Annotated in this window: 12 protein-coding genes and 1 riboswitch; of the genes, 1 reads left to right on the plus strand and 11 read right to left on the minus strand. The window is 37.6% G+C overall.

What is annotated here, in order from left to right; translation table 11 throughout:
- Positions 1 to 42: 42 nt before the first annotated feature.
- Together ACX9YW_RS08950 and ACX9YW_RS08955 are read right to left on the minus strand one after the other, a co-directional pair.
- Positions 43 to 1,830: a S9 family peptidase gene (locus ACX9YW_RS08950; RefSeq protein ID WP_460345042.1), complete on the minus strand. Its 1,788-nt coding sequence runs from the start codon at positions 1,828 to 1,830 to the stop codon at positions 43 to 45.
- 121 nt (positions 1,831 to 1,951) lie between these two features.
- A complete protein-coding gene (locus ACX9YW_RS08955) occupies positions 1,952 to 3,103 on the minus strand; it encodes a diguanylate cyclase domain-containing protein (protein ID WP_460345045.1) in 1,152 nt (383 codons plus the stop codon).
- Positions 3,104 to 3,245: 142 nt separating this feature from the next.
- On the opposite strand from ACX9YW_RS08955, the gene ACX9YW_RS08960 reads away from it, so the two are divergent.
- The gene (locus tag ACX9YW_RS08960) at positions 3,246 to 4,001 is read left to right on the plus strand and encodes a CBS domain-containing protein (RefSeq protein ID WP_460345048.1); all 756 of its coding nucleotides are present in this window, start codon (positions 3,246 to 3,248) and stop codon (positions 3,999 to 4,001) included.
- Between the two features lie 21 nt (positions 4,002 to 4,022).
- Here ACX9YW_RS08960 and ACX9YW_RS08965 read toward each other — a convergent pair whose 3' ends face one another.
- The 9 genes from ACX9YW_RS08965 to ACX9YW_RS09005 all read right to left on the minus strand — a co-directional run bounded on the left by ACX9YW_RS08965 (position 4,023) and on the right by ACX9YW_RS09005 (position 13,475).
- Positions 4,023 to 4,700: an ECF transporter S component gene (locus ACX9YW_RS08965; RefSeq protein WP_460345256.1), complete on the minus strand. Its 678-nt coding sequence runs from the start codon at positions 4,698 to 4,700 to the stop codon at positions 4,023 to 4,025.
- Complete coding sequence (locus tag ACX9YW_RS08970; RefSeq protein WP_460345051.1) at positions 4,697 to 6,334, minus strand: ABC transporter ATP-binding protein; 1,638 nt, start codon at positions 6,332 to 6,334, stop codon at positions 4,697 to 4,699. Before ACX9YW_RS08970 ends, ACX9YW_RS08965 begins: the two co-directional genes overlap by 4 nt.
- Positions 6,316 to 7,194 (minus strand): energy-coupling factor transporter transmembrane component T, encoded by an 879-nt coding sequence (locus tag ACX9YW_RS08975; protein ID WP_460345054.1) that lies wholly within the window; start codon positions 7,192 to 7,194, stop codon positions 6,316 to 6,318. The genes ACX9YW_RS08970 and ACX9YW_RS08975 overlap by 19 nt, the downstream gene beginning before the upstream one ends.
- A complete protein-coding gene (locus tag ACX9YW_RS08980; protein ID WP_460345057.1) occupies positions 7,191 to 7,967 on the minus strand; it encodes a DUF4430 domain-containing protein in 777 nt (258 codons plus the stop codon). Before ACX9YW_RS08980 ends, ACX9YW_RS08975 begins: the two co-directional genes overlap by 4 nt.
- 15 nt (positions 7,968 to 7,982) lie before the next feature.
- Entirely contained in the window at positions 7,983 to 8,549 is a 567-nt protein-coding gene (gene srtD, locus ACX9YW_RS08985; RefSeq protein WP_460345060.1) for a class D sortase, LPxTATN-specific, read from the minus strand.
- Positions 8,550 to 8,555: 6 nt separating this feature from the next.
- Complete coding sequence (locus ACX9YW_RS08990) at positions 8,556 to 10,343, minus strand: DUF4430 domain-containing protein (protein WP_460345063.1); 1,788 nt, start codon at positions 10,341 to 10,343, stop codon at positions 8,556 to 8,558.
- 124 nt (positions 10,344 to 10,467) lie between these two features.
- A riboswitch (cobalamin riboswitch) is annotated at positions 10,468 to 10,658 on the minus strand.
- 127 nt (positions 10,659 to 10,785) lie between these two features.
- Positions 10,786 to 12,186: a DEAD/DEAH box helicase gene (locus ACX9YW_RS08995; RefSeq protein ID WP_460345066.1), complete on the minus strand. Its 1,401-nt coding sequence runs from the start codon at positions 12,184 to 12,186 to the stop codon at positions 10,786 to 10,788.
- A gap of 111 nt (positions 12,187 to 12,297) precedes the next feature.
- A complete protein-coding gene (locus tag ACX9YW_RS09000; RefSeq protein WP_460345069.1) occupies positions 12,298 to 12,735 on the minus strand; it encodes a peptidylprolyl isomerase in 438 nt (145 codons plus the stop codon).
- Between the two features lie 173 nt (positions 12,736 to 12,908).
- A complete protein-coding gene (locus ACX9YW_RS09005) occupies positions 12,909 to 13,475 on the minus strand; it encodes an NAD(P)/FAD-dependent oxidoreductase (RefSeq protein WP_460345072.1) in 567 nt (188 codons plus the stop codon).
- Between the last annotated feature and the right edge of the window lie 79 nt (positions 13,476 to 13,554).

The raw sequence follows: 13,554 nt of genomic DNA on the forward strand, positions 1-13,554 counted from the left end.
TAAAAAAACTTGTAGAAGAGGATTCTACAAGCTTTTTAACTATTAAATAAATCGATCAAAGAATTCGAGTACGGCTCGATATACCTTCATTTCATTTTCTTTTTTGCTAAAACCGTGACCTTCATCATCTAAGACGATGTATTCTACATCAGCCCCTTTTTCTTTTAATGCAGCGACAATTTGGTCGGATTCTGCTTTTACAACACGAGGATCTTTTGCGCCTTGGATCACAAGCATTGGTTTCACCATTCCGTCTAAGTGCGTAATTGGTGAGTAATCGATTAGCTTTTCGCGATCTTTAACAGGATCTCCTACCCATTGGTTCATAATCGGTTTCCAGTGCTCAGGTACTGATTCGATAAAGGAGAATAAGTCACTTGGTCCAAAAATATCTACAACAGCTTTAAAATAATCTGCATGACGTCCGTGCAATAAGAGCGCCATATATCCACCGTAGCTACCACCCATTAAGAGAATCTTATCACGATCGGCATAACCGTTATTTATAATATATTCAAGTCCTTCAACATTATCTAAACGTGGTCCATATCCCCAGTCCCCTTCAACCTTTTTCATGAATTTCAATCCATAGCCTGAAGAACCACGGAAATTTGGCGCGAAGATACTATAGCCTCTATTAACAAGGAACTGAAATAAGGAACGGAACTGTTTCCGCTCAGCAGCTTGTGGTCCACCATGCGGCCATAAAATGACATGGCCATTAGTGGTTTCTTCTTTTGCTTTGAAAAATAGAGCTTCAATCTCTAAACCATCAAAAGAAGGATATGTAAGCACTTCCGGCTCAATCAATTCTTCTGTCGCAACCCCTGGTACACCATAATTTGTTATTGAATCCCAATTAGATAATTCGATATCTTTTTTATAAACATTGAAAGGAGTTGTCGCTGAACGGGCTAATAAATAAAGGTTTCCTTTTTCAGTGACGACTAGCTTTTCGACGATACTCGCTGGATATTCAATTTTTGATAGCTCACCACTTTGTAAATGATAACAATAGATATAGTCTTCTACTCCTCTAGAAGAGACAATATAAAGGGTTTTACGCTCTTTATCATACCTAACATCAGAGAAATCTTCGCCATCTTTACCGATAACTTTAGTAAATTCCTTTGTATTTAGATTAAATTTTGCCAAGTAAGACATATCTTCATTAAAATTGGTTGTCAAATAGACTTCATCCTCCGAGACAAAAACAGCATCCGATACGGTATGTTGGGAAACTGTTTCAGGTGTAAGCAGAATTTCTTCCTCTCCACGTTTTACATAAGCAAGAGAATAAGTATTAGCAAAATGTTTGCCATATAAAAAGCTCTTTTCTTCTGGGCTTGTCATGAATAGGTATGTAGCACCAGTCGAACCTTCGACAACAACTGTTTCTTCTTCTGTTTCAATATGATAGCAATATGACTTTAAGTAGGTAGGATCATCTTTTGTTGAAGTGTAATATAAGCGATTGCCGTCTTTTGAAAGAAACGGATTCATAAACCGATGATTCTCTTTTACTCGGAGTGGCTTTAATTCGCCTCCTTTAGGAGGAAGTGCATAGAGTTGTGCATTTTCATCACCATCATTGTCAAAAGCAGCGATGACGAATCGACCTTGTTTATCTAGGGCAAGACCATGGCAACTTTGATCAATAAAGGTAAGCGGATAAGGAAATGTACTCGGTAGATCCATCCCCCAGAGATTAAATTTCCCACTTAAATTGGTACTAAAAATAAGCTGGGTTTCATCATGGTTAACCGAAAAGTTTTGAATCGCATATGTACGGAAAAATTGTTCGACATCAGGCTTTTTAAACTGAATCATTCTCTTACCCCTTTTCTAATATAGATTCGCTTATGTATATTCGAGGAATAAAGTGGTAATTCCTGCAAAATAGGTTAGAAGACATAAATAAAAAAGAAGCTGTCTACGACAACTCCATTTCTTAGGTCACACTTAGTAACGATTTATCATACAAACAGACACAATTTCTTCCTTCGGATTTTGCTTTATAGAGCGCTTCATCAGCGTTGGCAACTAATTGAAACGGAGTGAAGGCCTTATTTGGAACAGTTGATGACACCCCAATGCTGAGGGTCACAATCGGCAAAACTTTAGAATTGATACTAGGAATTTCTAATTGTACGACAGAATTTCTGATTTTTTCAGCTAGTTTTGTTGCCGCCCTTTCACTTGTATTGGGGAGAATGACAGCGAATTCTTCTCCTCCATATCTAGCAACAACATCACTTGGGCGTTTTAAAATAGATTGGGCTGTTTTAGCAATTTCTTTTAAGCATTCATCCCCCATTTGGTGACCATACGTGTCGTTATAAGACTTAAAATGGTCGATATCAAACATGATTAATGACAATGTCGTCTTGTTTTCCATCGCTTCTTGCCATTCGCTTTGTAGAGAATTATCAAAATATCGTCGATTATAAATTTGTGTGACTCCATCCATATTTGACAGAAGTTCTAACATTAAGTTTTTTGCCCGTAAATCTCTTTCAATCTCTTTTAAATTTCGTGTATTTTCATTTGATTTATTGATATAATCTGCAACAAAATAAGTAAAGAACCCAGCAAATATCGAGATGGGCCAATAATACAGAAAAACAACGATTGAAATAGCCACATTATCAATTAAGAAGAAAATCGCAATTGATAATTCTGCTACACAAAAAACATTCATTACGATATATTTCTGCTTGGCAGATAGTCTAGTTTTGGAAACATATGCGGAAAATAACCCCATTAACAAAGCGACATTGGCTGCAATGAAAGATGTTAAGCTTATCCCCATCATAAAAAATCGAACAATTGCAACAATTGTTCCAGAAACAATAGCTGAGATTGGTCCACCATAAAGGGCTGCAACGATAATCGGCAAATGCCGTAAATCTACAATAACTGAATCAGTTGCCTTAATCGTATTGTACATCAGTAATATAGCTAATGAACTGGCACCTACCCCTGCCAATACTTTCATTATTATCGGTGAATTATGGTCGAGTGCTTTTTTCTCGAAAATTTTTCCAGCAACAAACAATAAAGCAGTTGTTATAGCCAGATTGTTTAACAAATCAATGATCATCAATATCCCTCGTTACAATAAACTTTAAATTAAAATTATATCAAGCTTATTGAAGAAATAAAAGACAAAATAATTACTAGGTTTACACTACATATAATGTGTTAATATATTATTAGATTAGTAAAGGGAGGCTTAAAAATAGATGAATTCGATTAATCAAAACGGAGAAAGAATTGCTAGATTTGAGGCTGCCTTTAATCGAATCCACGAAAAGTTACGCGAACTTGTCATGGACTCTCATGCTCATGCTCCATATGGGGATCTTTTATATTCCGCTAAGAGATTGCATAATGTTGTTCGCTATAATTATGAAAATTTAAAGCAATTTGGTTATTTGCGAAATGCGATTGTCCATAAGAAAATTCGTGAAGATTTTTATATAGCTGAGCCTCATGAAAAGGTTGTCGAGGAAATTGAGCGAATTAGTGAAATTCTTTTAAAACCACCTTTAGCACTTTCAGTTGCCTCCCAACCCGTTAAAACCTACAGTCCGAAAACATCAATAATGGAAATACTAGAAATGATGGATGAAAAAGGCTACTCTCAATTTCCGATTTATGAAGAGAATGTTTTTAAAGGCTTATTAACCGATGGCGGAATTGCGAAATGGTTGTCGCGCAATCTAGTCGATAAAAAAGCAAATTTAAACGGTGTAACGGCCGCAGACCTTATTCCACTGGAAAAAGAGCATAGTGTCAAATTTTTACCGAGAACTAGCACGATTTATGACTTAGAGTTTTTATTTGAAAAAAGCTTTGAGGAAAATAAGAAATTAAAAGCGATTCTCATTACCGAACTTGGCTTACAGCAACAAAAACCAATTGGAATCGTCACAACATGGGACCTCGTTCGAATTGATCGCAATACTTTTTCCCATTTAATGAAAAAAGATGATTGAGCTAACGAGCACAATCATCTTTTATTTTTCAAGTATGCCGTATTTCAACTTGAATCTATTTAAAATTTTCAACCATGCTTCGCCAAACAAAAGAAGGCAGATAACATTGGAAATAGAGTGCATTAAATCATAGAACAAACTGCTAGCAAAGTACGTGATAAGCGATTGGGTATTCCACAGTGATAAGGCTAGGTAAGACCATACATTCATAATCAAACCAAAGAGGAATCCCCATACAACACCGAAAACAATTTTACCCATCAGGCTTTTGATTAGTCCTGATTTATTTAGGAGTCCTGCCGATAAACCAACCAACCCCCACGCCAGCATTTGCCATGGTGTCCACGGTCCTTGCCCTAACACCATATTGGACGCAAGTGCTGCAACAACACCAATCATAAAACCACTTTCAGCCCCGAAGACAAATCCTGCCATCATGATCACAAAAGTAGTTGGTTGCACATTGGGGATACCTGCAAACACGACCCTTCCGACTGAGGCTATGGCTGCCAACACAGCAAGGAGAACTAACTCCCTAGCTTCAAGCTTTCTTTTCTCAAAACGCATGATAAAAAAAACAATTGCCAGTATAACAAATCCCATACTAACGATTAAATAGTTGTCACTTAATATCAATGCTAACAACGAAAGAGCAGCCATTAATACAAACATGATCATAGCTGCAAACCTCTTACTCATTTGCATAGATCCATTGCCTCCTCTAAGGTTATTACGTTTGAATCGGGCAGATGTCTAAATAATCGTTGGACCATTGTTGTATAAAAGAAATTTCCTTGAAAAAATTCCTTTGGTGAATTTTCTGAGGAGATATTACCTTGAAACATCATCCCGCATTTCGTCGCATAGCTTGCTGCAAATTCGATATCATGAGTTGACATTAAAATGGTTTTTCCTTCTTGTTTTAATTCTAATAAAATCTCAGCAAAATTTCTTTTAGAGATAGGGTCTAGCCCCTTTGTCGGTTCATCTAATAAAAGGATATCTGGTTTTCTTAATAGAATGCATGCGAGAGCAGCCTTTTGCAGCTCGCCACCACTTAAATCATAAGGGTGTTTATCCCAAAGATCGGAAATATTTAATCGGTTTAGTATACCTTTTACTTCCTTAGACTCTATACCCCAAACCCTACTTGTTTCATCCAGTTCTTGCTTTAACGAATCATGAATAAAAAATAACTTTGGGTTCTGTGGTAAATAACCTATCTTTTTGGTAAGTTCATTTAATTTCCAAGCCTTAAGTTGCTTACCATCGAGTAGGATTTTTCCTTTATTCCCTTTAAGGAGATGAGCGAGAATCTTCAAAAACGTTGACTTTCCAGACCCATTTCCGCCAAGCAAGGCATATACTTCACCTTCCATCAAGGTAAAGTGACAGTCCTTTAATATATCTACTTCCTCTTTTCGATAACGAAAAAATAAATCCTTTACTACAAGCATAGGTTTTTCAATTGGATTTAATCGGTATTCCGTTTTAACTGGATGTGTCTTGATCGTTTGATTTTGAATCCAGTTTCTCCCCTCCTTTACCGATAAGGGGATAGAACTAGAGTTCACATTCTGAGAAGACATTAGATAAAGAGATGGTATACTGGGGACAAAAGGTCGACTTTCTGACTCCCAAATTTTCTCTAATACTGCATGTGGCTCACCTTGAGCCTGAATCTGTCCATTATCCATCATGACAATTTTGTCAGCTATCGTAAATACCTCCTCTAAACGATGCTCAGCTAAAATAATCGTCATCCCAAATTCTTCATTCAGGCGAACCAATATGTCTAAAAATTCTCGTGCACTAACAGGATCAAGTTGGGCGGTTGGTTCGTCAAGTAGCAAAATCTCAGGTTGCATTAACAACACCGATGCAAGATTAATCTGTTGTTTCATTCCACCGGAAAGCTCGTGTGTTTTCCGTTCAAGTAACGACTCCGCGCCAAAATAATGAACCATTTCAGCAACTCGATTTCGCATTTCATTCGTTGAAAGACCAATACTTTCAAGTCCAAAGGCAATCTCATGGAGGACATCATCAGCGACAACTTGATTTTCGGGATCTTGAAAAACAAAGCCAACCTGATTATTCTGCTGTTCATTATTTAGAATATCTATTCCATCAATGTTGATGTTCCCTTCTAATCTTCCATGCGGCTGAATGTCCTTTTTCAACAAGCGTAGCAACGTACTTTTCCCCGACCCAGAGCTGCCAAAAAGGACAACAAATTGACCTTTTTCAACCTCTAAAGAAAGATTTTGTATCGCTAATTGCTCTGTTGTCGGATAGGTGAAAGTGATGTCTTTTAGTTCAATATACGCCATCGAATGGTCTCTCCTAGCTGTACAAAAAGTGGAAAACTAATAAATATCGCATATAAAATGAGAACGAATATCTCAGGCGATTGTAAGTAAATCGGCTCTAATAACGGATAGATGGTCAGAGTCCCGTATCCGAAAAATCGAGCAATCAAAATAACTAAAAAAAATATAAACAATATGAATAAGGCAAATTTATCCGCATTTTGCATCCGGTAATATTCATAGGATGTTCGTTTCCCTTGACCATACCCTCTCGCTTTCATCGAATCAGCTGTTTGGATTGCTTCCTCCAATGAAAAGGTAATCAGGACTTGAACGTAATGCATCCCTTTTTTAATCCGCTCCTTAAAGCTACCTTGTTTCACCGATATCCCTTTGCTTTGTTGAACCATGGAAATTTCCGTTAATCTTCGTCTCATCAATGGGATAAAACGCAACGTAAGCATCAAAAGGATAGCAAACTGTGGCAAGAATTTCGCAAATAAAAACAATAGCTTGTTTGGTGTCATTATTTCATTATAGGATACAAAAAGCATCATGACACCCAATATCGAAAAAGCCGAGATCCCCCCGTAAAGAGTTGCTTCTAATGTTACCCGATGCCCAAACACCTCAAATAAAAGGTGACGCCCCCGTTCATTAAATAACGGGTTTAGTAGGAAAATAAGCAACCAAGTAATCACCATAAAAGGTAACCAACGCTTTAGGCTTTGAAAGCGGTCATGAAAAAAGTGAATGATTAAAAGAAAAGCTACTCCTACAAGTAAAAATAGCGGATGCAAAAACAACATGATGATGAAAATAGAACCAAGGTAATAACTAAAATTAATCATCGGGTGAAACGTACTGAACCGACTTTTCATTCACCATTCTCCGTAAAATCTTCTAAGTACACCCATTCAATCACATCGTCCTTCTTAACCTTCACGATACCCGAACTCTTACTAAGGATTTCACCGTTTAGTTTAAAATTCCAACCGCTTTTTGGTCCGTAATCAAATTCATAAAGATTATCAATCCCTGCGATATAGGCCATTGCCCCTTTTCCAGTAGAATCGACATATATATTTTTCTTTTTAGCCGCTTTTAAAAGGATAGTGAAAACAGTATCTTCCTCCGTTACATTGATCTTCATTTCTTTAAGAATGACACCATAATCTTTTGATCCTGTAATGGAAATCGATACAGTTTCAGTTGGCTTAGCCGGTTTTGTAGATGCGGTTGTTCCTGTTGTAGTTGGCTTATCGGTATTTGTTTTTTCGTTTGATTTATTTTGGCTATCCACTTTTTTATTCGTAGGTTTGGAGACTGTATTTGCTGTTTGGCTTTTCGTGTTCTCCTGCCTTTCCTGGACAGTAGGTTCAGTTGCCACTGGCTGATTCTTATCTTCATTATTTACATCTAACTGTTCATCCGCTGTATTCTCCTCTGATGAGGCAATATCAACGTTTTCCTCAGGAATGGTTGATTCTATTTCGGTAGTTTTAGGTGGTTCCACCTCAGTTACAGTTTTTTCAGTGTTTTCTTCCATCTTATTCGTTTTTACCTTCGTAGACTCAGTTGAACTACAGCTTATTAAGCTAAAAACTAAAACGAAAGTAAGCAAGAGGCCAAGTGTTTTTTTAAAGTAATTCAATGCGTTCACCTCCGATTATTTTCTAATTGCATTGACGATATAACGCTTTGGAGCATTACCGACAAAGTTAAACGGATAGCAGGTTGTTAAAGTTAATTTTTCAATTGGCGCAGTCGACTTTATCACAGTTAGATCATCAGCTTCCACGATAAATGTTTCCTCAATAATATAACTATATTTTCCAGATGACATTTCCACGATTAGCTCATCACCAACTTGAAGTTCCCCTAATCTTTTGAACACGGTGTCCCGATGACCAGATAAAACCATTTGGTCGTTTTGATTTGGTAGGGCTGTTCCTTCATAATAGCCTACCCCCTTTTCCAAATCATCTTCGGAAACTCCACGTATAATAGGAAGTTCTTTTTTTATTTTGGGTAAATGAAGAATGCCCATCACTTCATCATTTTTAATGATTGTGGAGCTTTCTGCTAGAGATGCTAGTGGATTCTTTCTGACGACTTCTATTGCTACTTCCATGGCTTCGGCTTTATTTTTTTTCGATTGGTAATATTGGAACCCAGCAAGACTAATAAAAAAGAGCCCTCCTGCGATGAACAAGAGGGATATTTTGATTTTCATTGATCATTATGCCTTCTTTCTTTGTTTAATTGAAACTGTCAATCCTACTAATAAAAGTATGACACCGATGACCAAATAATTGTACATATTTGTTGCTGTATTAGGAAGTGGTAATCCTTCTTCTTTGTTAGTCTCTGTAGTTCCACTGTCCTGATTTTTTTCAGATTCTACAGGGGTTGCTCCATCAGGATTTAATGAAAGTTGATATAAAGAACCTTTCCCATCTAAAAATAATTGATAGGCAACAACTCCCAGAATCCCTTGGCTCGTTGACATGACATCGCTTGTTTCTCCACCTTGCCAATCAAAGCCACCATCAGCATTTTGATAGGTTAATAAATAGTTCATTATACTTAAATTATCTTTTGTAAAAGCAGCACTATTGGCATCAACATCAATGGCTGAAAGGGCAACAATTACCTGTGCTGCGGTAGAGCTGTTATTTATTTTTCCGGCCTGAAATTGATGGGATAAATATTGGACCGTTCCATCTATAACCGCTTTAACTTCAGTTTGCTCTTTGTAAGGTGCTAACGCTGTGATTACCATCGCGGTTGTATCGATATCACTAGTGGCACTTCCGTCCCATGACCAGCCATTATCACTATTTTGTTTTTCTAATAAATGTTTGACAAGCATTTCTCTCGTCCACTTAGCATCAGATGGAATTTCAAAAGCGGCGCTGTCTAAGGCAATCAACGCATAGAATACACCATTTAATCCTTGTTTCGTTACATTTCCATTATAGATGGGTTCAATTAAATTATACCCTTCGACATTGGTCGGGTTTCCACCGGCTGCTAAAATTCCAAGAGTAAAACGTTCGTAATCAGTAATTTTTGAAAATCTTCCTTGCTTTTCTTTAATGAATTGGACTGTATTTTGTAAATATTCGTTAGGAATCGCTTTACCCGCTTGCTTAAGAGCAACTGCTTCCCACTCACCAACTTGATTTTTTGTCACATATTGACTTGCTAAATCAACAGCTTTTTGAATGGTTTCCACTGCAATTGGCACATTATTATTTGAAACCGGCGTTTCAGGGTTCGTTCCTTCATTTGATTCTTCTTTGGGTTCCTCACCAGGTGATTCCCAAGATTCGTAATGGAAGCTAATTTTGTCGCCTGCTTTTAGCTTGTAACTATCTGCGCCAACTGTAGCCATTTCACCGTTTACATAAAAAGCCCAATAATACGTACCTTCTGAATTTAGACCATCAATGGAAGTAATCATTTTACCATATTGGGAATCACTAAACTTTAATTTGTCCCCGTAGATGGCCTGTAGCAAATGAAAGGCAGTCGGTTCTTCCACAAACGAAATACTAGCGATTTCATTTGTAACCGTTCCATCCTTTCCAACTACTTTCAATGCAACATTTTGGTCTGAAACCACTGTCCAGTCAAGATAACGAAAGCTTAACTGATCACCCTTTTGGACAATATACTGGTCAGCTCCTACTTGCGCAGAAATGCCATTTATGTAAAAAGCCCAAAAATAGTTCCCTTTTGCTTGCAGCCCATTTATTCCTGAAATCATCTTTCCATAAGCAGATTCAGAGAATTCTAGATTTGTTGCTCCTACGGTGTTTATAAGAGCATCAAAAGCCGTTAGTTTTTCACTATAAGAATAAATTTTCTTATCGAGTAAAATTCCTGTAGCCTCATCCCCTATTACCGAAACGGTTCCTTCAGGTTGTTCCGCAGCGTATGTTGGTACTGGAATCAAGTTTGCCAACATGGCAAACAGGAGTACAAACAGCATGAACAGATTTTTTGTTCGTGTTCTAATCATTGTTTCTTCTCTCCATTCCATGAAATAGACATAAAAAAATCCCCCTATGAAGGAGGAGTTTTGGTTAAGCTCTTAATACGTCAAAGAACGCTATAGCTTAACACCCTCCTATCCGCGTAGGCACTTGGTGCAATCAAAACAGGCAGGTTTCCTGGCTCATGATCATCGCTTCCTATGTCTTCCCATCCTTACAGACAGTGACTTTCTATAGGTTGCTCTCATTTACAGTGGCGGGACCGCGTTGGCTTATACCAAACTTCCCTATTAAGCTAATACCTTCTTAAAAGGCATAGCACCTGTTTTATGCTGATTTAATTTTTTTATGTTGATTTTATTATACCGAAAAAATTGTCGATTTGTATAGATTTTTGCTTTTAATAATTATTCCTGTTAATTCGTCAGGAAAAAAACATCTTTTCTAAGGAAGAAAAGATGCTCTTTTTTAGAATGAACGTTTTTTAGAACGATTAGGACTACTTTTTGTATTTTTCCCCTGATTAGAAAACTTCCGACCTGAGGTTAAATTTGCATTCCTAGATTCATTACGTTTTGCTGTTAGTTTATTGTCCCTTTGAGGTTTCCTACCCATTGATGATGATCCTCTAGCCTCTGTTTTAGCATCACTTCGGCGCTCGGCATTTCGTTCATTTTTACCTCTTCTTGCTTTTTTACGTGCCTGACCGTCTGTCGATGTTTCGCCTTGGTCAAACCCCTGTTGCTTTTTCTCATTGCCAAGGTTCTTTTTAGGAATTGTCATATTTAATTCTTTTTCAATCTTTAAAAGCTCTTCTTTATCCTTTGGTGCATATAGAGTTATCGCTAACCCTTCTCCACCGGCTCTTCCAGTCCTACCAATGCGATGGATATAACTCTCAACATCTTCGGGAATATCGTAGTTAAACACATGGGTTACACCCTCGACATCCAGCCCTCGGGAAGCAACATCGGTTGCAATTAAATATTGAATTTCGGCTTTACGGAATCGTTTCATTACTTGTTCCCGTTTTGCTTGTGATAAATCACCATGAAGTTCATCACAATTAAAACCATTAGCCTTTAAAGCTTCATAAAGCTTTGTTACCCTTCGTTTTGTCCGGCAAAATATGACCCCTAGATACGGGCGATACATTTGTAGTAATTCAATCAAATCGCCTTGTTTTGCCCGATCGACCGTGCTGATGGCAATCTGCTTTATATTTTCTAAAGGTGCCTGTGTTTTTTCAACTTGAATATTTTGCGGGTTTTTCATATGGCGACGGGCTAATTTTCGAATTTCATCAGGCATCGTCGCTGAAAACAACATCGTCTGTCTACTAGCAGGAGTTTCGTTAATAATTTGCTCAACTTCAGGTAAAAAGCCGATATGAAGCATTTGATCAGCTTCGTCCAAAACAAGAAATTTTGTATTTGAAAAGTCAACTGTCTCGCGACGAATATGGTCAAGTAATCGACCTGGTGTACCGATGACAATATGACGACCATTTTTCAGCTTCTTGAGCTGTGCTTCTACATCCTGTCCACCATAAATGGCCAGCACACGGATGTCATCCCGCTCTTCAATTAATTTTTTAATTTCATTCGTAATCTGTAGTGCTAGCTCCCTTGTAGGCGTAACGATAAGAGCCTGAATATGGGAGTCCTCCGTGTTGATTTTTTCTAATATAGGTAAAATAAACGCATAGGTTTTCCCTGTACCCGTTTGTGACTGAGCAATCACATCGCTGCCGCCTAATACTAGTGGGATAGCCTGCTCTTGTATAGGGGTTGGTATGGAAATTCCTAGCGATTTTAATATTTCGGACAATGATTCTGATACACCGAGTGATGAAAAAGTTTTATTCAAACAGTAACCCTACCTTCATATTCTAAACTCACCTTATCTTACCACAAAATATTCAATCATAAAAATAACAATAAAAAGAGAGCCAAATCTGCTCTCTTTTAATGTTTATGATTAGCCTTCAATAACACGAACTTCTTTCATTTTATCGCCTTGCTTAATGTCGTCAACGTATTCCATACCTTCAACCACTTTACCGAATACGGTATGAACTCCATTTAAATGTGGTTGTGGCTCATATACGATAAAGAATTGGCTACCGCCAGTGTCTTTTCCAGCGTGAGCCATTGAAAGAGCACCACGGTCGTGCTTATGTGGATTTCCTTGTGTTTCACATTTAATTGAGTACCCAGGACCACCAGTCCCACGACCTTCAGGACAGCCTCCTTGTGCCACGAATCCAGGGATTACTCGGTGGAACGTTAATCCGTTATAAAAACCTTTATTAATTAAAGATTCAAAGTTCTCTACTGTCCCAGGTGCTTCGTTTGGATATAATTCAATCTTTACTTGTCCGCCTTTTTCTAAATCGATAACAGCGTATTTGCTCATATGTAATGAACTCCTTTCAATCGTCAAGTTATGTAAAAACATACCTCTTAATTATACGACAAAAGAAAGCAAAAAGAAAACTATCGAGATGCCTAATCCTATCGATAGTTCTTCCCATTTTCTAGTTTATCAAGAATAAGAAATCCGGTAGCTAAATGCCACCAGAATATAAATTAGGATTTTAACACATCGTGATCGACGTATCTTTCACCATTTAGTTCGCTAATGATATTGATTGCTACCTTCGCTCCATCTCCAGCAGTAATGATGGTGTGCACGCTCACTCCAGCACATGTACCAGCAGCCCAGATACCTGCTACATTTGTCTTTCCTTGTGCGTCTACTTCAAATACTGTTTTAATTCTTGGTTCCGTGCCATCTTTTGTTATTAAACCAACACTTTCAGCTAATGTGGTAAGTGCACCTGTTGCGAGAATGACATGTTTGGCTTCATATGTATTCCCTTCTTCAGTTTGGATAGAGAAGCCATTGTCCGTTTTATCAATGCCAACTACTTTTCCATGGACATGCTCAGCACCGAATTTTGTTGCTTGGTTAATACCGATTCCAACTAAATCTGGTCCACTAATTTCTGCAACCCCATAATGGTTTTCAATCCAAGCACGTTTAGTCATGCTTTGATCACTATCAAGTAACAATGTATTTTTTCCAGCCTTTGCTGTAAAAATAGCGGCACTTGCACCTGCTGCCCCTGCGCCAATTATAGCTACATCAAACATCGATTCATCTTTCCCTTCTTTTAAATATAGAAGTATCACTTAATATTATATCTAAATAAATTTTTAAATCCATTTATTA

It is taken from the genome of Pseudoneobacillus rhizolycopersici (assembly GCF_054786815.1).

Bases quoted from the DNA above. Each gene is read 5' to 3' on its own strand.
- ACX9YW_RS08970 (WP_460345051.1), bottom strand. From the start codon at position 6,334: ATGGCGTATATTGAACTAAAAGACATCACTTTCACCTATCCGACAACA.
- ACX9YW_RS08950 (WP_460345042.1), bottom strand. From the start codon at position 1,830: ATGATTCAGTTTAAAAAGCCTGATGTCGAACAATTTTTCCGTACATAT.
- ACX9YW_RS08975 (WP_460345054.1), bottom strand. From the start codon at position 7,194: ATGAAAAGTCGGTTCAGTACGTTTCACCCGATGATTAATTTTAGTTAT.
- srtD (WP_460345060.1), bottom strand. From the start codon at position 8,549: ATGAAAATCAAAATATCCCTCTTGTTCATCGCAGGAGGGCTCTTTTTT.
- ACX9YW_RS08965 (WP_460345256.1), bottom strand. From the start codon at position 4,700: ATGAGTAAGAGGTTTGCAGCTATGATCATGTTTGTATTAATGGCTGCT.
- ACX9YW_RS08955 (WP_460345045.1), bottom strand. From the start codon at position 3,103: ATGATCATTGATTTGTTAAACAATCTGGCTATAACAACTGCTTTATTG.
- ACX9YW_RS08960 (WP_460345048.1), top strand. From the start codon at position 3,246: ATGAATTCGATTAATCAAAACGGAGAAAGAATTGCTAGATTTGAGGCT.
- ACX9YW_RS09000 (WP_460345069.1), bottom strand. From the start codon at position 12,735: ATGAGCAAATACGCTGTTATCGATTTAGAAAAAGGCGGACAAGTAAAG.
- ACX9YW_RS09005 (WP_460345072.1), bottom strand. From the start codon at position 13,475: ATGTTTGATGTAGCTATAATTGGCGCAGGGGCAGCAGGTGCAAGTGCC.
- ACX9YW_RS08990 (WP_460345063.1), bottom strand. From the start codon at position 10,343: ATGATTAGAACACGAACAAAAAATCTGTTCATGCTGTTTGTACTCCTG.